Source organism: Promicromonospora aerolata (assembly GCF_042682255.1).
GTDB lineage: Bacteria > Actinomycetota > Actinomycetes > Actinomycetales > Cellulomonadaceae > Promicromonospora > Promicromonospora aerolata.
Genome location: NZ_JBHUHF010000001.1, coordinates 1896885 through 1918346 on the forward strand (window position 1 = coordinate 1896885; position 21462 = coordinate 1918346).

Sequence of the window (21462 nt, forward strand, 5' to 3'; positions counted from 1 at the left end):
ATCATCCCACCGACGCCGCGGTTCCGGGCAGGTTCCAGGATCTGCGGTGCTGTGGCGTCGGCCCGTGCAGCCCGAGGGCGTCCATGTGGGCCTTCGCGCTGTAGCCCTTGTTCTGGTCCCACGCGTACTCCGGGTGCCGCTGCGCCAGCTCGACCAGGATCGCGTCGCGCTCCACCTTCGCCAGCACGCTGGCGGCCGCCACCGACGTGCAGGTCATGTCGGCCTTGATCAGCGTGCGCACCGCGGGGTCGGGGGCACCGTCGTCCGGCGCGTCCGCTGCCGCGAACAGGTCGAGCGACGGGGTCGAGAGCCAGTCGTGCTTGCCGTCCAGGACGACGACGTCGACGTCGCCACAGAGCAGCCGCACCTGTGCGAGCGCGCGCCGGCCGGCCACCCGGAGGGCCGCGATGATCCCGATCTCGTCGATCTCGGCCGGCCCCGCATGGCCCACGCCCCACGCCACCGCCCAGCTCCGCACGGCCGGCGCGATGGCCTCGCGTGCGGCCGGCGTCAGCAGCTTCGAGTCGGCGACTCCCTTGGGACCGGTACGCGTGGCGGAGTCGACCACCACCACGCCCACGCTGACCGGGCCCGCGAGCGCACCGCGCCCCACCTCGTCCATGCCCGCCACCAGGCGTGCGCCCGAGGCGAGGAGCGCCCGTTCCTGCCGCAAGGTAGGCACCGCGCGCACCACCTACTTCTCCGCGGGAGGCGCGTCCGGGACGCCGTCGAAGACGTCGCTCGGATGGTTGTGCCAGTTCAGGCGGTCGAGCGGCCACACCGTGGCGAAGGCAGTGCCCACGACGTTGTCGACCGGCACGAAACCGCCCCCCGGCTTGCCCCGGTTGTACCGCGAGTCCTGCGAGTCCTGGCGGTTGTCACCCATGACCCAGAGCATGCCGTCCGGGACCGTGACCTCGAACGGGTCCTGGCTGGGGACGGAGCCGGGCTTGATGTACGTCTCGTCGATGGGGGTGCCGTTCACCGACACCCGCCCCTCGGCGTCGCAGCACACGACCTCGTCGCCGGGCAGGCCGATCAGGCGCTTGATGAGGTGGTCACCGGTGTCCTGGGGCAGCAGGCCCACGGTGGTCAGGAACGAGGTGGCCGCGTTGCCGATCGGGCCGCGGTCCGGCGCCGGGTACGGCGGCAGCCAGTCCCCCGGGTCCACGAAGACGACGATGTCTCCGTGCTTCAGGTCGAACGGGCCAGGCGTCAACCGGGATGCCATCACCCGGTCGCCCTCGGTCAGGGTGTCCTCCATGGAGGCGCTGGGGATGTAGAACGGCTGCACCAGCAACGTCTTGATGAGCCACGACAGGATCAGCGCGCTCACCACGATGATCCCGATCTCCTTGAGCATCGCGACGAAGCTCGACTGCTGCTTCCTCGGCTCACGACCGTGGGCAGCCCCGCCTCGACGATGAGCCCCGCTGTTCTCCCACGGATCTGCTGCGCTCAAGGGCGTCCCATCGATAGGGGTGGGCGGCGCCACCCGGTCGAAACTCGTCACGAGGGTAACTCTGTCACCTCGGAGCGTCCGCGGCGAAATGGTCGCGCGGTCGTGCACGGGTCCGGCGAATGACCCGCACACCAGGGTCGTTACGAGACCGGCCGGCACCCTCGGGCTGAGGGTGCCGGCCGACGTCGTTGGTGCTGGAGCGCTCGGGCGCGTCAGCTCTCGCGCTTCTCGCGGATCTTCGCCTTCTTGCCGCGCAGCTCGCGCAGGTAGTAGAGCTTGGCGCGACGCACGATGCCGCGGCTGACGACCTCGATGGACTCGATCGACGGCGCGTGCAGCGGGAACTTGCGCTCCACGCCCACACCGAAGCTCACCTTGCGGACAGCGAACGTCTCGCCGATCCCGCCGCCGTGGCGGGAGATGACGACGCCCTGGAACGCCTGGACACGAGAGCGGTTGCCCTCGACGACCTTGACGTTGACCTTGACGGTGTCGCCGGCGCGGAACTCCGGGATGTCGGACCGCAGCGAGGCTGCGTCGATCATGTCGAGCTTCTGCATTGTTCTCTCCGGGCCTGCCACAGGTCAGGCGCGAATATCGTGGGCCCTGCCACGGCCTGCTGGCCGTGCGGGTCCCGGAAGGGTGTGGATGCTGGTGCGGCTTCACCCGGTCAGGGGCGGTTGCCCGCCCCGGTCGTCCCCTGTGGCAGAGACCTGACCGGCGACGCACCGACGGCTCATTCTGCCATACCGGCTCCCCGGTCGACGTCCCGAGCAGGTGTGACGTCGCTCGTGCGGCGTCAGGACCGGACGAGCCCGCCGTCGCCGTCGGTACCGGGCACCCAGCCCAGCTCGGCGAGCAGCGCCAGGTCATGCTTGTCCAGGCTCGCCACGTCGAGCGCCGCGATCATGTCCGGACGCAGCCGCGCCGTCCGCTCCAGCGCACGGTCCCGGCGCCAGCGCTCGATCCTCGCGTGGTGCCCGGACAGGAGCACCTCCGGGATCTCGAGGTCCGCCCACGACGGCGGCTTGGTGTACACGGGGTACTCCAGCAGGCCCGCCGCCCCGTGCGACTCCTCGACCAACGAGTCCGGGTTGCCGACCATGCCGGGGATCAGCCGTGCCACTGCCTCGATCATGACGAGCGACGCGACCTCACCACCGTTGAGCACGTAGTCGCCGATCGACAGCTCGTGCACCGTGACGCCACTGTCCCGGTAGTGCTGGGCCACGCGCGCGTCGATGCCCTCGTACCGTCCGCAGGCGAACACGAGCTGCTCGGCCGACGCCAGGCTCTCGGCGTGCCGCTGCGTGAACACCTCGCCCGACGGCGTCGGGACGATCAGGTGGGTGTCCGCCGCGCCGGCGTCCAGGACCTCGTCGAGCGCGACGCCCCACACGTCGGGACGCATGACCATGCCCGCTCCCCCGCCGAACGGGGTGTCGTCCACCGTGCGGTGCCGGTCGGTGGTCCAGTCGCGCAGATCGTGCACGCGCAGGTCCAGCAGACCGCGCTGGCGCGCCTTGCCCACGAGCGACAGGTCGAGCGCCGCCAGGTAGTCGGGGAAGATCGAGATGACGTCGACGCGCACGTCAGCCGTCTTCACGGTCGACTTCGTCGACATCATCAGCACGGTCGACCGCGTCGACATCATCAGCACGGTCGACGATCGCCGCGTCGGCGTCCCGTGCCAGCAGCCCGCCGGGCGGGTCCAGCACGACACGACCGCCTGCGACGTCGACCACCGGAACGATCGCCATGACGAACGGGACGAGGGTACGGGCCGTGCCACCGCCGGGGAGGGTCTCCTCGACGAGCAGCGCCTCGTGCGCCGGTTGGTACTCCAGGGAGACGACCTTGCCGATCGCCGTGCCGTCCGTGAGCTCGACGCGCAGGCCCGCGAGCTCGTGCGGGTACCAGGCGTCCTCCTCGTCGGAGGCGTCCACCTCGACGACGAGCTCCGTCCCCCGCAGTTCCTCCGCCGCGTCCCGGCCGGAGACCTCGGCGAACGTGACGAGCCACCGGCCCTGGTGCTCGCGTGCGTGCGTGACCGTCAGCGGACCGGCGTCGGCCGGCACGGTCTCGAGCCGCTCGCCGACCGCGAGCCGGGCCTCCGGATCGTCCGTACGCAGGTCGAGGGCCACCTCGCCCTTGAGCCCGTGCGCCTTACTGACGCGGGCGACGGTCAGCTGCATGTCTCTCCTCGAAGATGAAGTGTGGGGGATATCGCCGAGCTCGGCCGCCGGTGCTGAGCGGCCGCCGGCCGCTCGGGAACGAGCAAGGCCCGGTCCGCGTTCGGACCGGGCCTCGTCGTCGTACAGCACGGGTCTCCCCGCAGCGCGATGCTGATCAGCGCCGGTCGACGTCCACGACGTCGACCCGCACCGGGCCCTCGGTGGCAAGCGCACCGATCACGGTGCGCAGTGCGCGAGCCGTGCGACCTCCCCGGCCGATCACTCGGCCGAGGTCGTCGGGATGCACGCGGACCTCAAGCAGGTCACCACGGCGCAGCGTCTTCGCGGAGACGCGAACGTCCTCCGGGTTGTCCACGATGCCGCGCACCAGGTGCTCGAGGGCCTCCGAGAGCATCAGGCCTCGTCGCCCTCGGCCGGCGCAGCCGGAGCCTCGGCGGCGGCAGCAGCAGCCTTCTCAGCGGCCTTGGCCTTGGCCTTCTCGGCGTCGGCGTTCACTGCCTCGATGGCGGCGGTCGCGTCGGCCTTGTCGCCCTTGGCCCGGAGGGTGCCCTCGGTACCGGGCAGGCCCTTGAACTTCTGCCAGTCACCGGTGATCTTGAGCAGAGCGGCGACCTGCTCGGACGGCTGTGCGCCGACCCCGAGCCAGTACTGCGCACGCTCCGACTTGATCTCGATGAGCGACGGCTCCTCGGTCGGGTGGTACTTGCCGATCTCCTCGATCGCACGGCCGTCACGCTTGGTGCGCGAGTCCATGACGACGACGCGGTAGTACGGTGCCCGGATCTTGCCGAGGCGCTTGAGACGAATCTTGACAGCCACGAAGTGGTCTCTCCTGGTTTCTGATGGGGTGGTCCGCGCACCGCGACGTGGGGTGAAGCAGTGTGTGAGACCGGGACACGGCATGACCAGGTGAGAGGGGTCCGGGCACGCCGAGTACCTGCATATTGTGCCAGACGGCGGGAGCGCCCACCAACCGCGTGTGCGTCACACGCTCCCCGGCGTGTCAGACGCACGGGACACCCGCGTGGCCGGGGTTTCTGACACGTCAGTGGGGGGTCGGGTAGACAGTGCCGCGCAGCACGACCGCCGTGGGGTGGCGCAGCACCTCGATGTCCTCGCGCGGGTCCGCCGGGTACACGACGAGGTCGGCGCTGGACCCCTCGACGACCGCCCCGAAGCCCAGGTAGTCCCGGGCCCGCCAGGACGCCATCGCCACGACCTCCGCTGCCGGGAGGCCTGCGGCGACCAGCTCGGCGCACTCGTCGGCGATGCGGCCGTGCGAGATGGTCCCGCCGGCGTCCGTGCCGACCAGGAGCTGCACGCCCGCCGCGTGCAGGTCCCGCACCTGCTGGTAACGGTTCGCGTACATGGCGCGCATCCGCTCCGCATACACGGGGTACTTGCCGTCGGCCTGCGCCGCGATGTTCTCGAACTGCCCGACCTGCAGCAACGTGGGGGTGACGGCGATCCCGCGCTCCGCCGCGACCGCCATGTGCTCGGCGGTCATCCCGGTGCCGTGCTCGATGCAGTCCACACCGGCGGCCAGCAGCCCGTCGATGGTCTCGGTGGCGAAGGCGTGCACCGTCACCCGCGCCGCCTCGGCGTGCGCCACGGCTACCGCTTCCGCGAGCAGGTCGTCGGTCCACAGCGGGCGCAGGTCGCCGTCGGCTCCCAGCGTGCGGTCGATCCAGTCGCCCACGAGCTTGACCCAGCCGTCGCCACGGCGTGCCTGCGTACGCACGGCCTCGGGCAGCAGCTCCGGGGACTCGAGCTCGAGCCCGTAGTTGCGCAGGTACCGCTTGGGCAGCGCCAGGTGCGACCCGGACCGCAGCAGGTGCGGCAGGTCGCTGCGATCGTGCACCCAGGCGGTGTCCAGGGGCGAGCCGGCGTCGCGGATGAGCAGCACCCCGGCGTCACGGTCCGCCACCGCCTGCTTCTCGGCCTCCTCGGGGGGCACGGCGCCGTCGGCCGCCAACCCGATGTGGCAGTGCACGTCCACCAGGCCCGGCACCGCCCAGCCCTCCAGGACCTGCATGTTCGTGCCCTGCGCCGAGGGACGGGTCAGGCTGACGCGGCCCCCGCGGACCCAGATCTCCTCGGCCTCGCGGTCGTCACCCAGCAGGATGCGTCCGCGGATCGCCGCGGTCGGACCTTCCAGCGCAGACATCCGGCTCCTTCGCTCTCCCCGATTCACCCTGTGGACACGCCCTGCCCTCGTACGACCAGCGGCCTACCGCACCAGCGGGGCCACGGCCCTCCCGCCGGAACCGCCGGCGGAGGTCACCGACCCAGAAACTTCTCCAGGCCCGGAGGCAGCTCGATGCTGCTCAGGTCCGGCGCCTCGTCCTTCTTCTGGGGAGCGACACCGAAGGCCGAGCCCGCGGGCGCCGACGGGGTGCTGGCGGGGCCACCGCCGAGTGCGCGCTCCATGGCCTCCTTCTCCTGCTGGGCGCGCTTGGCCGGGTTCCCGGACTTGCCCTTCTTGCCCTTCTTCGGCGGCTGCGTCTTGCCACGGGACTTCTTGCCCATGCCCATGCCGGGGCCGCCCGGCATCGCCGGCACGCCGCCGGGTCCCATGCCGCCGCCCTTGGACATCTGCCGCATCATCTTCTGGGCGTTGTCGAACCGCTCCAGGAGCTGGTTGATGGCCGTGGTCGTGGTGCCGGAACCCTTGGCGATGCGGGCGCGGCGCGAACCGTTGATGATCTTCGGGTTGTCGCGCTCGGCCGGCGTCATCGAGTGGATGATCGCCTCGATGCGACCCACCTCGCGCTCGTCGAACTGGTCGAGCTGCTCGCGCATCTGGCCCATGCCCGGCATCATCCCGAGCATCTTCTTCATCGAGCCCATGTTCTTGAGCTGCTGCATCTGCACCAGGAAGTCGGCAAGCGTGAAGTCCTGGCCGGTGGCCAGCTTCTCTGCCATCTTCTCGGCCTCGCCGGCGTCGAACGCCTTCTCGGCCTGCTCGATCAGGGTGAGCACGTCACCCATGTCGAGGATGCGGCTCGCCATGCGGTCGGGGTGGAAGACCTCGAAGTCCGTGAGCTTCTCGCCCGTGGACGCGAACATGATGGGCCGGCCGGTCACCTTGGCGACCGACAGCGCGGCACCACCGCGGGCGTCGCCGTCGAGCTTCGAGAGCACCACACCCGTGAAGTCGACGCCGTCGGCGAAGGCCTTCGCGGTGTTCACCGCGTCCTGACCGATCATCGCGTCGATGACGAAGAGGACCTCGTCCGGGTTCACGGCGGCACGGATGTCCGAGGCCTGCTGCATCAGCACCTCGTCGATGCCGAGGCGACCGGCGGTGTCCACGATCACGACGTCGTGCTGGCGTTCCTCCGCATACGCGACGCCGTCCCGCGCGACACCGACCGGGTCGCCGATCAGGGGTGCGTCTGCCGCGGGGTCGTCGGCCTCGCTGGTGTTGCCCGGGTGCGGTGCGAACACCGGGACACCGGCGCGCTCGGCCACCACGGAGAGCTGGGTCACCGCGTTGGGGCGCTGGAGGTCCGCGGCGACCAGCACCGGCGTGTGGCCCTGACCCTTCAGCGCGTGCGCCAACTTGCCGGCGAGGGTGGTCTTACCGGCGCCCTGGAGACCCGCGAGCATGATGACGGTGGGCGGCGTCTTGGCCAGCGTCAGCGGGCGCGTCGCCCCGCCGAGGATGTCGACGAGCTCCTCGTTGACGATCTTGACGACCTGCTGGGCCGGGTTCAGCGCACCGGACACCTCGGACGACAGCGCGCGCTCGCGCACCGCGGCGGTGAACTCGCGGACCACGGGCACCGCGACGTCGGCGTCGAGGAGGGCGCGGCGGATCTCCCGCACGGTCGCGTCGATGTCCGCCTCGGAGAGACGGCCCCGCGTGCGCAGGTTCTTGAACGTCGAGGTAAGCCGGTCGGACAGGGAATTGAACACGGACACAGCCTAATCCAGTCCGCTCCGCCCGCGTTCATCGGCGAGCTGGGCGAGCGCCCGCTCGGTGAGCCCGTTCACCAGCTGCGCGCGCCAGTCCGTCCAGGCCTTCGGTCCGAGGGAGGTGGTGTCCGCCTCCGTCAGCGCCCGCAGCACCCGCAGCAGGTCGCTCCGGTGGTCCACCGCCTCGAGCAGCTCCGCGACCGTGGCCGGGTCGTCGGGATCGGCTCGGACGGCCAGGTCCGCCAGCGTGAGGTGGTGTCGCACGAGCCGCGTGACGTCGTCGACCACGTGGTGCGGGAACCCCGCACGCCCCAGGATGCGAGGTACCCGCACCGCCCCCTCCGCCGAGTGGTCCGGCACGTCGCGGACCTTGCCGATGTCGTGCAGCAGCGCAGACAGCAGCAGGAGGTCGCCGGCGGCCGCACTCCGGCGCTGCCCGGACCCCTTCGAGGATCCGGTCAGCCCCCGGCGCAGCCGGGCGGCCTCGGCCGCGGTCTCCACGAGGTGCCGGTCCACGGTGTGCCGGTGGATCGCGGCCCGCTGCGGCCGGTTGCGGATGTCGCCCCACTCCGGGATCCAGGTGGTGACGACCCCGGCGAGGTCCAGCACCTCCCACACCGGCACCTGGGCCTGCCCCGCCGCCAGCAGCGAGAGCAGGCTCTTGCGTGCGGGCGGCGGCCACGGCTCGGGCAGAGGCGGGCACTGCTCCAGGCTCCCGATCGTCACGGGCGACAGCACGAGCCCCGTCCGGGCCGCCGTCGCCGCGGCCCGCAGGGGCAGGAGCGGGTCCGACGCCGGCCGGGCGCCGACGGCGAGCACCAGCTCGCCGTCGTGCTCGACCAGGCCCTCGCCCACGACCCGCAGCCGGGGCGGCGTGCGGCGGCCGCGCACCATCAGCGGCTTGCCGACCCCCACCGGGCGCGTCAGGGCCTGCCGCGCCCGCCGGACGGTCAGGTCGAGCGCGTACGAGATGGTGCGGCCCGACTCGGCCAGGCCGGCCAGGAGGTCGTCGCCGTCGTCGTAGCCCGTGTGCTCGGCGACCTCCTCGAGGTCGGCCAGGAGCAGGCGGCTGGTACGTCGCCGGGTGACCACCTGCAGGGCGTCGCGCACGTCGAGCAGGTGGGTCGCCGCGGCGTCGACCGCACCGTGCGGACGGTCCGTGAGCCAGGTCGCGGCCAGCGCGGACAGCAGCACCGCGTCCCGGATGCCGCCGCGCGCCTCCTTGAGGTCCGGTTCGATGAGGTAGGCGAGCTCGCCCGCCCGCTGCGCGCGCTCCCTGGTGGACGTGATGAGCTCGGGCAGTCGGCGCCGGGCCGCGGAGCGCCAGTCCTTCAGCACCACCGAGGCCGCCCGGTGCACCACCGTGGCGTCGCCCGCCACCGCACGCACGCTGAGCCAGCCGATCACCGCGGGCAGGTCGCTGGCCGCCACCTGACGGCACTGGTGCAGGGACCGCACGGCGTGGTCGAGGTCCACGCCCGAGTCCCACAGCGGGTACCAGAGCCGCTCGGCCACCCGTTGCAGCTCCTCCGGGCCGTGCGAGCGACCGTCGTGCACGAGCACCAGGTCCAGGTCGCTCAGCGGACCGAGCTCGTCGCGCCCGAGACTTCCGACCGCGGCGAGAGCGATACCCGTCGGCACCACGTCGCGCGTCGCCTCGGCGAAGAGGACGGCGAGCCGGTCGGTGACCCGCCGGCCGACGGCGGACCGCCGGGCCTGGCCCGACCGGCCCGGCCCGGTGAGGTCGGCCGCGATCGTGAGGAGCTGCTCGCGCAGGCCCCGCACCCCGTCCGCGGGGTGCGGAGCCTGCGCCGGCTCCCTGGCGTCCTCGGACACCGGGTCACGTGTCATGCGTCGTCGATCGCCCCCGGTCAGAGTGCCGCGTCGCCGTGCTCGCCGGTGCGCACGCGTGCCACGTCGTCGACCGACACGACCCAGACCTTGCCGTCGCCGATCTTGCCGGTCTGGGCGGCGCTCACCATCGCGTCGGTGACGGCCGCGACGTCCGCGTCGGCCACCAGGACCTCCACGCGGACCTTGGGCACGAGGTCGACGGTGTACTCGGCACCGCGATAGACCTCGGTGTGCCCCTTCTGCCGGCCGTAGCCGCTGGCCTCGCTCACCGTCATCCCGCGGACACCGGCACTCTCCAACGCCGTCTTGACGTCGTCGAGCCGGTGGGGCTGGACGATCCCCGTGACGAGCTTCATGCGCGTACCTCCCTAGCAGTCGGACGCTGCACCGTGGTCACGGTCAGCGCACCTCGGTGATGGTGGAACCCGAGTTCTCGTAGGCCGTCTCGCCGTGGACGGCGAGGTCGATGCCGCTGACCTCCGCCTCCTCGGAGACGCGCCAGCCGAACGGCCTGATCGCGAGGGCCAGGACCAGTGTGATCACGGCGGAGAAGAGCACGGCGATCACGGCGATGATGACCTGGACGGCGAGCTGGCTGGCGCCGCCGCCGTAGAACAGGCCGCTCTCTGTGGCGAAGAAGCCGATGGCGACGGTGCCCCAGAGGCCCGCCACGAGGTGCACGCCGACGACGTCGAGCGAGTCGTCGAACCCGAACCGGTACTTGAGGCTGACCGCGAAGGCGCAGAGCGCGCCAGCGATCGCGCCGACGACGACCGAGCCGACCGGGCTCAGCGCACCGGCGGCCGGCGTGATGGCGACCAGGCCGGCGACCACGCCGGACGCGGCACCGAGGGAGGTGGCGGAGCCGTCACGCAGCTTCTCGACGACCAGCCAGCCGAGGATGGCGGCACAGGTCGCGGCGGTGGTGTTGACCCAGGCGAGGCCGGCGAACCCGTCGGCCGTGAAGGCGGAGCCACCGTTGAACCCGAACCAGCCGAACCACAGGAGCGCGGCGCCCAGCATGACGAGCGGCAGGTTGTGGGGGCGCATGGGCTCCGACCCGAAGCCCTTCCGCTTGCCGATGACCAGCGCGAGCACGAGTGCCGCAGCACCCGCGTTGATGTGGACGACCGTGCCGCCGGCGAAGTCGATCGGCGTCGCGATGCTCGCGAACGGGCCGTCGGGCGAGAGCAGGCCACCGCCCCAGACCATGTGCGCCATCGGGAAGTACGCGAGCGTGACCCACAGGCCGACGAACACGAGCCAGGAGCCGAACCGCACGCGGTCCGCGATCGCACCCGAGATCAGGGCGACGGTGATGATGGCGAACGTCGCCTGGAACCCGACACCGACGATCGCGGGCACGCCGAAGTCGTCGATGATGAACTCACCGGCGTCGTCGTAGATCGCACCGGCGAGACCGAACTGGTCCAGCGGGTTGCCGAAGATGCCCGCCACGTCGGCGCCGTACGACATCGACCAGCCCCACAGCACATAGACGACACCGGTCACGGCGATGGCACCGAACGACATCATCATCATGTTCAGCACGGACTTCCCCCGGACCATCCCGCCGTAGAAGAGGGCGAGACCGGGAGTCATCAGGAGCACGAGTGACGCTGACATCAGCATCCACGCTGTGGCTCCGGTGTCCAGTTCCATATGACGATCCTCTCTTGGCCAGCTCGGAGTGCTGGGCTCGCAACACAGTCGCGAAGGGCCGTTTCACCGGACACACCTTGGAGTTACGGGCGCGTGAAGCAGGCCGGAGGAGGGTAAACGTCTCGTTTCACACCGGGGGTCGCAGGCTCACGCTCTACCTGTGTCGGGTGAGCCTGCGACTCCGCTCCGGGCGCGTGCCTCGTACCTCGGCCCACACCCTGCGCTGCGTCTCCGGCTCACCCGAGGATGCCGTCGACGAACTCGTCGACGTCGAACGGCGCCAGGTCGTCCGGGCCCTCGCCGAGGCCGATGAGCTTGACGGGGACGCCGAGCTCCCGCTGCACCTGCACGACGATCCCGCCCTTGGCGGTTCCGTCCAGCTTGGTCAGCACGATGCCCGTGACGCCCGCGACCTCGGCGAACACCCGTGCCTGCGAGAGGCCGTTCTGCCCGGTCGTCGCGTCGAGCACCAGCAGCACCTCGCTCGGCGCGGCCACCTTGCTCGACACCCGCACGATCTTGCCGAGCTCGTCCATGAGGCCCGCCTTGTTCTGCAGGCGGCCCGCGGTATCCACCAGCACGACGTCGATCTTCTCGTCGCGGCCGCGCGCCACCGCCTCGAACGCGACCGACGCGGGGTCGGCGCCCTCTCGGTCCGAGCGCACCGTCGGCACGCCCACGCGGTTGCCCCACGTGGTGAGCTGGTCGGCGGCAGCCGCGCGGAAGGTGTCGGCGGCGCCGAGCACGACGCTGCGGCCGTCGGCCACCAGCACGCGGGCGAGCTTGCCGACCGTCGTCGTCTTGCCCGTGCCGTTCACCCCCACGACGAGGGTCACGGCGGGCAGGTGCGTGCCGTCCTCCGCGGTGGTCGGCTCGGTCCGCAGCGTCCGGTCCAGCGCCGGGTCCAGGAGCGCGACGAGCTCGGAGCGCAGCAGGTCACGCACCGCGCCGGGCTCGCGGACACCCAGCACACGGACCTTGGTGCGCAGCGACTCCAGCAGCTCGGTGGTGGGGCCGGCGCCCACGTCCGCGAGGAGCAGCTCCTCCTCGATCTCGTCCCAGTCGTCCTCGGTGAGCGAGTCGCGGGACAGGACGGACAGCAGCCGGGCGCCGAGCGGCGAGCCCGAGCGCGCGAGCCGGTCGCGCAGGCGCACCAGACGGCCGGCCGTGGGCGCGGGCTTCTCGAGCACATCGCGGGCAGGCTCCCGGGTCGGGGCAGCAGCTCCCGGCTCGGCGGCGGTCCCTGGCTCGGCCGCCTCCTCCGGCTTCGCCGTCGGCTCGCGCTCGACGGTCGCCTGACCGCCACCCTGGTCCTGGGTGCGCCTCCGGCGCCGGGCGACGACGAGGCCGGCGATGCCGCCACCACCCACGAGGACGGCGACGGCGGAGATGATCTCGATCCAGGGAAGCTCGTTCACGCCCCAGATTCTTTCATCCCGCGGGCGACGGTGCGGGCGCCCCGGTCCGGCGTCGCGCCGGCTCGGTCAGGACACCTGGCTGGACGCCGTCGTCAGGGCCGGTTCGGGTCGGCGTGCACCACCATGAAGAACGACCAGGCGGGCGCGGTCGGGTCGTCCGGGCGGGCGGCGAACTCTTCCAGTAGATCCTTGATCCGGGTGCGGAACTCCTCCATCTGCGGCGGTGGCAGGCGTAGCGCCATCCTGGTGCCCTCGGCCTCGGTCGCGGGGACGAGGGCGAGCTCCTCCAGGAACGCGTCGAGCATCGACCGGTCCAGCGCGGGCGTTTCGAGGTGCCAGCTCTTGCGCGTCGCCAGGTACGGGATCTCTCGTGCGCCGCGCGCGCCGCGCCGTTCTTCCTGCGCCTCCAGGAACCCGGTGCGGACCAGCGTTCTGATGTGGTGCAGCACGCTGGCCGGGTCTCGACCGAGGATCGCCGCGATCTCCTTGTTCGTGTGCGGCTCCCGCACGCAGATGCGCAGGATGCGCAGGCGCAGAGCAGAGGCGAGTGCCTTCGCCTCCGCGTCGGTCGCCTGCCGGCGTTCGGTCATGACCAGCAGCCTACTGAAGAGCGGGCAGCCCGTTGACGGGCCGGACCAAAGTGATTGACAAACCTCAATCACTCGTCCAGGGTGCTGCTGTGCGCTTCATCGCCTGGGGATCCGCGGATCTCCCGCCACGCCCGCCGGGGCCCGAACAATCGAGGTCGACCATGCCTGACCGTCCCGTAACGACCGGCGGTACCGCCGCTCCCGCGAGCCCCGAAGAACAGGCGGATGCCCCGCCGAACCGGCGGACGGTGTCCTGGGTCAGTCCTGTCGAGGCTCCCCCGGAGCCCGGGGAGAGGTTGAGGGTGAACGACTACGACAGCTTCGCCGAGGCGTACGCGGCCGAGAACGAGACCAGCCTCCTCAACGCCTACTATGCGCGCCCCGCGATCGTGGACCTGGCCGGTGACGTGGCGGGCCGCCGGATCCTCGACGCCGGCTGCGGCGCCGGGCCCGTGGCCGAGGCCCTGCGCGAGCGGGGCGCCGTCGTCGCCGGCTTCGACTCCAGCGCCGGGATGCTGGCGCTCGCCCGGCGGCGGCTCGGCGACGGCGTGGTGCTGGAACGCGCCGAACTGGGCGGCCCGCTGCCCTTCGCCGACGCCGGGTTCGACGACGTCGTCGCTTCCCTGGTCCTGCATTATCTGGAGGACTGGACGACGGCCCTGGCCGAGCTGCGACGCGTGCTGAAGCCCGGCGGCCGCCTCATCGGGTCCGTCCACCACCCCTTCGTCAGCCACATGACGGCACCGCCCGGAACCGACTACTTCGCGACCCGCTCCACCTCCCAGTGGTGGGAACTCGGCGGCGCCAAGAACCTGATGACCTTCTGGGACCGGCCGCTGCACGCGATCACCGACGCGTTCACCGCGGCCGGCTTCCGGATCGACGTCATCAGCGAACCGGCCCCGGGACCCGGCGCCCGCGAACGGTTCCCGGAGGTCTTCGCGCAGAAGGAGTCGGGCCAGTTCCTGTGCTTCCTGTTCTTCGTCCTCACGAAGGCATGATCTCCACCCGTAGGTGCAGGCCGTCGGCTCAGGAGCAGGTCACAGACCAGCGCCGAAACACGCGCACTAGCTCGCGGCCTGGGCCGGGCCCTCGTCGACGGCGGGCTCCGGCGTCACGTTCTGCACCGGCCGCACGGCCCGGAGCTGCCCGGGCACCAGGTTCGTCGACTTGAGCGGCACCGTACCGAGCGGCACGTGCAGGGTCTTCTGCGCCTGGTCACGCGCCCGGTTCAGCACGTCGGTCAGCTCTTCGGCGTCGACGTAGCCCGGCTTGGACTCGATGGTCGCCGCGAAGAACTCGGACATGCCCATGTCGACGGGAGAGGTGTCCGGCTTGACCACCGGCGGCTTGCCGACCCACACGGACGGGGCACCCACCGCGTGCGTCGCGACGGCGGACGCCCCGAGGCGCCGACCGTCCCGGCGGCGCTTGGCGTCGCCGCGCAGATGTGCGATGCCGGACCAGAACCACTGGAGGAACGAGACCTGCTCGGTCTTGTTCGAGGGCGCGTCCATCTGGCTGGCGACGACGAAGACGCCGACCGCCAGGACCAGGCACACCACGAGCAGAATGACCGACCACCACATGGGCCTATTGTGTCGTGTCTTGTCCGGTCCTGCCGTGCAGACGGCCGCGACACGCCGCGCAACACGCACGTAGAACGCCGGAGAATTCGCTCACACCTGAAAATTTCCGGCTCTGGTGCGTGGCATTTCACCCGGTGCGCCCTGATTCGACCCTTCTGCAACGGCGGCCCTCAGGCCGTGACCGTCTCCCGGTCGCCCATGCGCTGGCTGATCAGCGTCGTGACCCCGTCGCCCCGCATCGTCACGCCGTAGAGGGCGTCCGCGACCTCCATCGTGCGCTTCTGGTGCGTGATGACGATGAGCTGGCTGTCCTTCTGCAGCTCCTTGAAGATCTCGATGAGGCGGCCGAGGTTGACGTCGTCGAGCGCCGCCTCGACCTCGTCCATGATGTAGAACGGGCTGGGCCGGGCCTTGAAGATCGCCACGAGAAACGCCACCGCGGCCAGCGAGCGCTCGCCGCCGGAGAGCAGCGACAGCCGCTTGACCTTCTTACCCGCAGGACGCGCCTCGACCTCGATGCCCGTGGTGAGCAGGTTCTCCGGCTCCGTGAGCGTCAGCCGGCCCTCGCCGCCGGGGAAGAGCCGGGGGAAGATCTCCAGGAACTTCGCGGCCGTGTCCTGGAAGGCCTCCGCGAACACCTGCTGCACCCGCTCGTCGATGTCGTCGACGATCTGCAGCAGGTCCTCGCGCGACTTCTTCAGGTCCGCGAGCTGGTCCACCAGGAACTGGTGCCGCTCCTCCAGGGCCGCAAACTCCTCCAGCGCCAGAGGGTTCACCGCGCCGATCCGCGACAGGGCCCGCTCGGCCTTCGCCAGCCGCGTCTCCTGCTCCTCGCGGACGTACGGGACCAGCCGGTCGGGCTGCGGCTCACCAGGCGCCTGGTCCTCGCCGGCCGCGGCCTCGCCGTCGGCGGGGCCCTCCTCGGGCTCGGCACCTGCTGCCGCGACGACCACCGCGGTCGCGGCAGGGTCGTCCGGCCGCATACCCGCCTCGTGCAGGGCGCGGGTGCGCGCGATGAGCGCGTCCTCCCGCGCCGCGGCACCGCGCGGCAGCGGCGGGTCGCCCTCGTACCTGATCGGGTTGCCCTCGTCGTCGCGCTCCACCACTGCGCGGCGCCGCCGCCCGCGGACGGCCGCGTCGCCCTCGTAGACCGGGACCATCTGGTGCGGGCCGAACTCCTCCATGAGCACGTCCGGGTCCATACCCAGCTCCTCGGAGGCCCGCGCCTGGAGCTGCTCCAGGCGCAGCATCTGCTGGGCTCGGGCCACCTCGTCCCGGTGTGCGACGTCGGTCAGCTCGCGCAGCTCGCCCGTCAGCGACTCCACGCTCCCCCGGACCGCGAGCAGCTGCTCGGAGCCCGCCGCGCGCGCCTCCTCGGCGGCCGCCTTGTCGGCGGCGGCCCGGTCGAGCGACCGGGAGATCGCCTCGAGGGCCACCGAGACCGCCTGCTGCACCGACGTCGCCCGCGACGCGTCGCGCCGCCGCAGCTCCTCGCGCTCGGCGGCACGGGCCCGGGCCGTACGTTCCTGCTCAGCGGCTGCGGCCAGCGACTGCGCACGGCCGGACACCGCGCGCGCCCGCTCCTCGGCGGTCCGCAGGGCCAGCCGGGCCTCGGTCTCCCGGGCCCGCGCAGCCGTCGCGGCAGCGGCAGCCGTGTCCCGCTCGGCCTGCACCGCGTCGATCGAGCCCTCACCGTCGGAGGGCTCCTCCTCGGCGATCGTCATGCGCTCGACGAGCGCCTCGAGCTCGATCTCGTCCTCCTCGCGGCGCGACCGTGCCTGCTCCAGCGCGGCCCGGTGGCGGTCCGCCTCGGCCTGTGCGGCACGCGCAGCCGCGCCCAGCGAGCCGAGCTGCTCGGCGGCCGCGGCACGCGCGGCGTCCGCCTCCCCCAGCCGGGCGAGCGTCTCGTCGTACCGCTCCTGCGCCGCGGCACGCTCGGCACGCGCACGCTCCAGGTGGGCCGACCCGTCCGTCTCCCGGGCCGCTGCCTCGTCGCGGGCCGCCTTCGCCTCGTCCAGCGCCGACTGGAGGTGCAGCACGCTGGGCGCGGCCGCGGAGCCGCCCCAGGCACGCGTGGCGCCCAGCAGGTCACCGGCCCGGGTCACCGCGACCACGGGCTGGTCGCGCACGAGGGCGCGGGCCCGCGCCAGGTCGTCCACGACGACGACGTCACGCAGGATCGTCAGCAGCGCGGCCGACGCGGGGCCTGCCACCTGCACCACCTCGGTGGCCCACCGGGCTCCGGCCGGCAGGTCGACGGCCGGACGGTCGCCGTCGTGCGACGCGACACGGTCCGAGCCCACGACCAGACTGGCGCGGCCCGCGTCCTCGTCCCGGAGCAGCCGCAGCGCGTCGACGGCTTCATCGACGCCCGCGACGGCGACGGCGTCCGCCACCGGGCCGAGCGCGGCGGCCACCGCGTCCTCGAATCCGGCCTCGATACCCAGCAGCGCGGCCACCGAGCCGAGCACCCCCGCCTGGTCGGCGGCCAGGAGGGTGCCCGCGCCGTCCTTGCGGTCCAGGCTCAGTTCCAGGGCCTCGACCTTGGCTGCCGCGGAGCTACGGTCGCGCTGCGCGGTCGTCACCTGCTCCTGGAGGTGCCGCACCTCGGCCTTCGCCAGCTCGAGCACCTCCGAGGCGGCCTCGTGCGCGACGTCGAGTCCCTCCGCGCCGTCCTCGCCGACCTCCGACTCCAGCGCCCCTAGCTCGCGGGTCGTGCTCTCCACGCGCTCCTCCGCCTCGAGCAGGGCGTCGCGCAGCCGGTCGAGCTCCGACTCGGCCGCCTCGACCCGGCTGCGGCGGGCTGCGACCTGTCCGGCGAGGCGCGCGAGGCCCTCCCGGCGGTCCGCGGCGGCGCGCAGCAGCGCGGCGTGGGAGCGTTCGGCGGTCTGCGCGGCGGCCTCGGCCTCGGCCCGCGCGTCCACGGCGGTCTCCACCACCTCGTGGGCGAGCTCGACCTCGGTGACGAGCTCCTCCTCGCTCGCGCGGGCCCGGGCCGCCTGCGCCTCGAGGTCGTCCGGGTCCTGGCCCTGGTGAGCCGGTTCGGCGGTCCCGAGGAGCCGGGCCCGCTCACCGGCCAGGGACTGCAGGCTGCGCAGGCGCTCCCGCATCTGGGACAGCGCGAAGACGGTGTCGCCGGCCTGGCTGACCTGCTGCGACTCGGCCGACATCGCTGCCTCCAGGCGGGCCAGCCGGCCGCGCGCCTCGGTCAGCGCCGCCTCGGTCTCGGCCTGGCGCTCCTTGAGGGAGCGTTCGTCGGCGCGCTCCTGCTCGAGCTGAGCGGTGAGCTGCGCGAGGTCGTCGGCGAGCAGGCGCGACCTCGCGTCGCGCAGGTCCCGCTGCACCGTCTGGGCCTTGCGGGCCGCCTCGGCCTGGCGGCCGAGCGGGCCGAGCTGACGGCGCAGCTCCGCGGTCAGGTCACCCAGCCGCGCCAGGTTGCCCTGCATCGCGTCGAGCTTGCGGAGCGCCTTCTCCTTGCGCTTGCGGTGCTTGAGGACGCCCGCGGCCTCCTCGATGAAGCCGCGCCGTTCCTCCGGCGTCGCGCGCAGCACGGCGTCGAGCTGGCCCTGGCCCACCACGACGTGCATCTCGCGGCCGATGCCGGAGTCGCTCAGGAGCTCCTGGATGTCCAGCAGCCGGCAGCCGTTGCCGTTGATCGCGTACTCGGAACCGCCGCTGCGGAACAGCGTGCGGGAGATCGTGACCTCCGTGTAGTCGATCGGCAGCGCGCCGTCGGTGTTGTCGATGGTCAGGGACACCTCGGCGCGACCGAGCGGGGCCCGACCCGACGTGCCGGCGAAGATGACGTCGTCCATCTTGCCGCCGCGCAACGACTTGGCGCCCTGCTCGCCCATGACCCAGGAGAGCGCGTCGACCACGTTGGACTTGCCGGAGCCGTTGGGGCCCACCACGCAGGTGATGCCCGGCTCCAGCTCGAGGGTGGTCGCCGACGCGAAGGACTTGAACCCCCGGAGCGTGAGCGTCTTGAGATGCACGTTCCCGACCCTAACTCTGAACACGACATGAACGCGGGACATCTGACCACGCCTACCCAGCGATCTGGCCCAGAACCCGCCGCGGGCGGGTTCTGGGCCAGATCGCTGGGTAGGCGTGAGTCAGGGTGTCAGCGCAGGTTCGGGAACCAGAGCGCTATCTCGCGCGCCGCGGAGTCCATCGAGTCCGAGCCGTGGACCAGGTTCTGCTGGACCTTGGTGCCCCAGTCCCGGCCCAGGTCGCCGCGGATGGTGCCGGGGGCGGCGTCGGTCGGGTTGGTGGCGCCCGCCAGCGAGCGGAAGCCGGGGATGACGCCCTCGCCCTCGGCCACGACGGCCAGGACCGGGCCCGACATCATGAACTCGACCAGGGGCCCGTAGAACGGCTTGCCCTCGTGCTCGGCGTAGTGGGCGGCGAGCAGCTCCGTGGTGGCGTTCTTCAGCTCCACCGCCCGGAGCGTGTAGCCCTTGGTCTCGATGCGGCGCAAGATCTCGCCGGACAGGCCGCGGCGGACGCCGTCCGGCTTGACGAGGACGAGGGTGCGCTCGGCCACGGGCTGCGTCGAGGCCTCCGTGGGCAGGGTCTTCTCTGCGACGTCGGTCATGACGCAACCCTATCCGGGCGCAGGACGTGCGCCGCCCCGAACGGGTCAGACCCTCAGGTCACCGGAGTGACCTGAGGGTCTGACACGTCCGATCACTGGGCGTTGGGGGCGGTCTCGGGGTGCTCCGCGTCGTACGCGGCCCGTTCCCGGTCCACGCGGGCGCCGAGCCGCAGCGCGTAGATCCACAGCACCACGAAGATGCCGCCGACCAGGTACATCATCGGCACCAGCAGACCCATCGCAAGCACCGGGATCTGGGCCACGGAACCGGCCGCCCGGCCGGCGGCCGAGCCCTGGACCCGCGACAGGATCACGAGCACCAGGGCCAGCAGCCCGCCCAGCGCCCAGATGGCCGCGCCCGACCCGATATGGAGCGGGCCGCGCCCGAAGTCCGAGTCGCGCAGGGCCCACACCGCCATCGTCGCGAACAGCACGAGGAACACCTCGAGCAGCAGCGTGGTGGACGTGAACTGCACCAGGGCGGACTTCTTGGGCTTGATGCGGTCGCCAGGGGCGGGTTGGTCCTTGCTCACCGGTCCAGGATATCCGTCTCCTTGCCCTCCATGACCGCCTCGCCGCGCGCCACCATCCCTGCCTCGCCCGAGAGCTTGATCTCCTTGAGGAAGAGCGCCAGCACGAGGCCGACGGCGACCAGCGGCACGAGGTACCAGAACGCCGGTGCGAGCGACTCCGCGAACGCGTCGATCACTCCGCTGCGCAGCGGCTCGGGCAGCTGGTCCACGATGGCGGGCGTGAGGCCGGAACCGCCTCCGGCGGGCGCCGCGCCCTCCGGGAGCCCGCCGAAGACGCCCTCCAGGTTGTCCGAGAGGCGGGAGGTGAACACCGTGGTGAACGCCGCTGTACCGACCGCGGCCCCGATCTCACGGAAGAAGTTGTTCGACGACGTAGCCGTGCCCAGCTCGTGCGGGTCCACCGAGTTCTGCACCGCGAGCACGATGGTCTGCATGATGAGGCCCATCCCGGCGCCGAGCACGAAGATCATCGCGCCGAACAGCCACAGGGACATGCCGCCCTCGAGGCGGGTCAGCCAGATCATGCCCGCGATCGTGATGACCAGCCCCACCACGGGGTACATCTTGTAGCGGCCGGTCTTCGAGATCGCGAAGCCGGAGGCGATGGAGGTCAGCATCACGCCGGCCATCATCGGCAGCATCAGCAGACCGGACTCGGTGACCCCCGTGCCCGCCGACATCTGCAGGAACGTGGGCAGCATCGCCATGGCCGAGAACATGCCCATGCCGAGCACCAGGCCGATGAGCGTGGTGATCGTGAAGGTGGGGTTCTTGAACAGCCGCAGCGGGATCAGCGGCTCGGACACGCGGTTCTCGATGAACACGAAGAGGCCGACCATGACCGCGGTGCCGACCAGGAGGCCGAGGAGCATCGGGTCGGACCAGTCGTAGCCGTCGTTGCCGAGCGACTCCCAGCTCGTCAGCAGCACGATGCCGGTGGTGCCCAGCGCCATCGTCAGGATCCCGCCCCAGTCGGTGGGCCGGGTGGTGCGGTGCGAGGGCAGCTTGAGCGCGAAGTAGGCGATGAACCACGCGGCGATACCGATCGGCACGTTGATCCAGAACGTCCAGCGCCAGCCCGGACCCTCGGTGAGCCAGCCGCCGAGGAGCGGTCCGGCGACGGCGGAGATGCCGAACAGGGCGCCCATGGGGCCCATGTACTTGCCGCGGTCGGACGCGGGGATGATGTCGGCGATGATCGCCTGCGACAGGATCATCAGGCCACCGCCACCGAGGCCCTGCACGGCACGCCAGGCCACGAGCGACTCGAACGTCTGCGCCATGCCACCACCGACGGACGCGACGACGAACAGCCCGACCGCCACGAGGAACGGCCAGCGCCGCCCGTAGAGGTCGCCGAACTTGCCGTAGAGCGGCATCGCGATGGCGATCGCGAGGATGTAGGCGGTGATGACCCAGCCCTGGTGCTCCACGCCGTTCAGCTCGCCCACGATGGTGGGCATGGCCGTACCGACGATGGTCTGGTCCAGGGAGGACAGGAACATCGAGGCCATCAGGGCCCCGAAGATCAACCAGATCGTGCGCTGGTTGAGGACGACCAGCGGCTTGTCCGGCGCCGCGGTGACGGCATGGCTCATGAAGGGTGCCTTTCTGGGGAGCAGGCGAGCTGAGGTTCGGTGG

At 71.8% G+C, this 21462-nt stretch carries 20 protein-coding genes; 1 reads left to right on the forward strand and 19 read right to left on the reverse strand.

What is annotated here, in order from left to right; genetic code table 11:
* Position 1: 1 nt before the first annotated feature.
* The 14 genes from ACFSL2_RS08605 to ACFSL2_RS08670 all read right to left on the reverse strand — a co-directional run bounded on the left by ACFSL2_RS08605 (position 2) and on the right by ACFSL2_RS08670 (position 13102).
* Positions 2 to 691, reverse strand: a complete 690-nt coding sequence (locus tag ACFSL2_RS08605; protein WP_377197453.1) for a ribonuclease HII — start codon at positions 689 to 691, stop codon at positions 2 to 4.
* A 3-nt stretch (positions 692 to 694) separates the two neighbouring features.
* Positions 695 to 1363, reverse strand: coding sequence for a signal peptidase I (gene lepB / locus ACFSL2_RS08610; RefSeq protein ID WP_377197454.1), 669 nt, complete (start codon positions 1361 to 1363; stop codon positions 695 to 697).
* A gap of 311 nt (positions 1364 to 1674) precedes the next feature.
* Complete coding sequence (gene rplS, locus ACFSL2_RS08615) at positions 1675 to 2022, reverse strand: 50S ribosomal protein L19 (RefSeq protein ID WP_253869465.1); 348 nt, start codon at positions 2020 to 2022, stop codon at positions 1675 to 1677.
* A gap of 239 nt (positions 2023 to 2261) precedes the next feature.
* Positions 2262 to 3053, reverse strand: a complete 792-nt coding sequence (gene trmD, locus ACFSL2_RS08620) for a tRNA (guanosine(37)-N1)-methyltransferase TrmD (protein WP_377200792.1) — start codon at positions 3051 to 3053, stop codon at positions 2262 to 2264.
* A 1-nt stretch (position 3054) separates the two neighbouring features.
* Positions 3055 to 3657 carry a ribosome maturation factor RimM gene (gene rimM / locus ACFSL2_RS08625; RefSeq protein ID WP_377197455.1) on the reverse strand — a complete coding sequence of 201 codons (603 nt, stop codon included), beginning with the start codon at positions 3655 to 3657 and terminating at the stop codon, positions 3055 to 3057.
* Between the two features lie 154 nt (positions 3658 to 3811).
* Positions 3812 to 4051 carry an RNA-binding protein gene (locus ACFSL2_RS08630; RefSeq protein ID WP_108491086.1) on the reverse strand — a complete coding sequence of 80 codons (240 nt, stop codon included), beginning with the start codon at positions 4049 to 4051 and terminating at the stop codon, positions 3812 to 3814.
* Positions 4051 to 4476: a 30S ribosomal protein S16 gene (rpsP, locus tag ACFSL2_RS08635; protein WP_377197456.1), complete on the reverse strand. Its 426-nt coding sequence runs from the start codon at positions 4474 to 4476 to the stop codon at positions 4051 to 4053. Before rpsP ends, ACFSL2_RS08630 begins: the two co-directional genes overlap by 1 nt.
* 226 nt (positions 4477 to 4702) lie before the next feature.
* Positions 4703 to 5824: an amidohydrolase family protein gene (locus tag ACFSL2_RS08640; RefSeq protein WP_377197457.1), complete on the reverse strand. Its 1122-nt coding sequence runs from the start codon at positions 5822 to 5824 to the stop codon at positions 4703 to 4705.
* A 113-nt stretch (positions 5825 to 5937) separates the two neighbouring features.
* Positions 5938 to 7578 carry a signal recognition particle protein gene (gene ffh / locus ACFSL2_RS08645; RefSeq protein WP_377197458.1) on the reverse strand — a complete coding sequence of 547 codons (1641 nt, stop codon included), beginning with the start codon at positions 7576 to 7578 and terminating at the stop codon, positions 5938 to 5940.
* A 9-nt stretch (positions 7579 to 7587) separates the two neighbouring features.
* Positions 7588 to 9429: a [protein-PII] uridylyltransferase family protein gene (locus ACFSL2_RS08650; protein ID WP_377197459.1), complete on the reverse strand. Its 1842-nt coding sequence runs from the start codon at positions 9427 to 9429 to the stop codon at positions 7588 to 7590.
* Positions 9430 to 9449: 20 nt separating this feature from the next.
* Positions 9450 to 9788 carry a P-II family nitrogen regulator gene (locus ACFSL2_RS08655; protein ID WP_377197460.1) on the reverse strand — a complete coding sequence of 113 codons (339 nt, stop codon included), beginning with the start codon at positions 9786 to 9788 and terminating at the stop codon, positions 9450 to 9452.
* Positions 9789 to 9831: 43 nt separating this feature from the next.
* Positions 9832 to 11094 (reverse strand): ammonium transporter, encoded by a 1263-nt coding sequence (locus ACFSL2_RS08660; RefSeq protein ID WP_377197461.1) that lies wholly within the window; start codon positions 11092 to 11094, stop codon positions 9832 to 9834.
* Between the two features lie 236 nt (positions 11095 to 11330).
* The gene (gene ftsY, locus ACFSL2_RS08665; RefSeq protein ID WP_377197462.1) at positions 11331 to 12512 is read right to left on the reverse strand and encodes a signal recognition particle-docking protein FtsY; all 1182 of its coding nucleotides are present in this window, start codon (positions 12510 to 12512) and stop codon (positions 11331 to 11333) included.
* Positions 12513 to 12604: 92 nt separating this feature from the next.
* Complete coding sequence (locus ACFSL2_RS08670) at positions 12605 to 13102, reverse strand: ArsR/SmtB family transcription factor (protein WP_377197463.1); 498 nt, start codon at positions 13100 to 13102, stop codon at positions 12605 to 12607.
* Between the two features lie 296 nt (positions 13103 to 13398).
* On the opposite strand from ACFSL2_RS08670, the gene ACFSL2_RS08675 reads away from it, so the two are divergent.
* Positions 13399 to 14103 carry a class I SAM-dependent methyltransferase gene (locus ACFSL2_RS08675; RefSeq protein WP_377200793.1) on the forward strand — a complete coding sequence of 235 codons (705 nt, stop codon included), beginning with the start codon at positions 13399 to 13401 and terminating at the stop codon, positions 14101 to 14103.
* Between the two features lie 66 nt (positions 14104 to 14169).
* On the opposite strand, the gene ACFSL2_RS08680 is transcribed toward ACFSL2_RS08675, so the two are convergent.
* From ACFSL2_RS08680 to ACFSL2_RS08700, 5 genes are all read right to left on the reverse strand, one after another.
* Positions 14170 to 14691: a hypothetical protein gene (locus ACFSL2_RS08680; protein ID WP_377197464.1), complete on the reverse strand. Its 522-nt coding sequence runs from the start codon at positions 14689 to 14691 to the stop codon at positions 14170 to 14172.
* A gap of 170 nt (positions 14692 to 14861) precedes the next feature.
* Positions 14862 to 18686, reverse strand: a complete 3825-nt coding sequence (locus ACFSL2_RS08685) for a chromosome segregation SMC family protein (RefSeq protein ID WP_377197465.1) — start codon at positions 18684 to 18686, stop codon at positions 14862 to 14864.
* 128 nt (positions 18687 to 18814) lie between these two features.
* Positions 18815 to 19288 carry a nucleoside-diphosphate kinase gene (gene ndk / locus ACFSL2_RS08690; RefSeq protein WP_377197466.1) on the reverse strand — a complete coding sequence of 158 codons (474 nt, stop codon included), beginning with the start codon at positions 19286 to 19288 and terminating at the stop codon, positions 18815 to 18817.
* Positions 19289 to 19380: 92 nt separating this feature from the next.
* Positions 19381 to 19821, reverse strand: a complete 441-nt coding sequence (locus tag ACFSL2_RS08695; protein ID WP_377197467.1) for a DUF4233 domain-containing protein — start codon at positions 19819 to 19821, stop codon at positions 19381 to 19383.
* Entirely contained in the window at positions 19818 to 21419 is a 1602-nt protein-coding gene (locus ACFSL2_RS08700) for an MDR family MFS transporter (RefSeq protein WP_377197468.1), read from the reverse strand. The genes ACFSL2_RS08695 and ACFSL2_RS08700 overlap by 4 nt, the downstream gene beginning before the upstream one ends.
* Between the last annotated feature and the right edge of the window lie 43 nt (positions 21420 to 21462).

Excerpts from the sequence above, each read along its gene's own strand:
- lepB (WP_377197454.1), bottom strand. The coding sequence starts at position 1,363 with ATGCTCAAGGAGATCGGGATCATCGTGGTGAGCGCGCTGATCCTGTCG.
- rplS (WP_253869465.1), bottom strand. The coding sequence starts at position 2,022 with ATGCAGAAGCTCGACATGATCGACGCAGCCTCGCTGCGGTCCGACATC.
- rimM (WP_377197455.1), bottom strand. The coding sequence starts at position 3,657 with ATGCAGCTGACCGTCGCCCGCGTCAGTAAGGCGCACGGGCTCAAGGGC.
- ACFSL2_RS08630 (WP_108491086.1), bottom strand. The coding sequence starts at position 4,051 with ATGCTCTCGGAGGCCCTCGAGCACCTGGTGCGCGGCATCGTGGACAAC.
- ACFSL2_RS08640 (WP_377197457.1), bottom strand. The coding sequence starts at position 5,824 with ATGTCTGCGCTGGAAGGTCCGACCGCGGCGATCCGCGGACGCATCCTG.
- ACFSL2_RS08650 (WP_377197459.1), bottom strand. The coding sequence starts at position 9,429 with ATGACACGTGACCCGGTGTCCGAGGACGCCAGGGAGCCGGCGCAGGCT.
- ACFSL2_RS08655 (WP_377197460.1), bottom strand. The coding sequence starts at position 9,788 with ATGAAGCTCGTCACGGGGATCGTCCAGCCCCACCGGCTCGACGACGTC.
- ACFSL2_RS08660 (WP_377197461.1), bottom strand. The coding sequence starts at position 11,094 with ATGGAACTGGACACCGGAGCCACAGCGTGGATGCTGATGTCAGCGTCA.
- ACFSL2_RS08670 (WP_377197463.1), bottom strand. The coding sequence starts at position 13,102 with ATGACCGAACGCCGGCAGGCGACCGACGCGGAGGCGAAGGCACTCGCC.
- ACFSL2_RS08680 (WP_377197464.1), bottom strand. The coding sequence starts at position 14,691 with ATGTGGTGGTCGGTCATTCTGCTCGTGGTGTGCCTGGTCCTGGCGGTC.
- ndk (WP_377197466.1), bottom strand. The coding sequence starts at position 19,288 with ATGACCGACGTCGCAGAGAAGACCCTGCCCACGGAGGCCTCGACGCAG.
- ACFSL2_RS08700 (WP_377197468.1), bottom strand. The coding sequence starts at position 21,419 with ATGAGCCATGCCGTCACCGCGGCGCCGGACAAGCCGCTGGTCGTCCTC.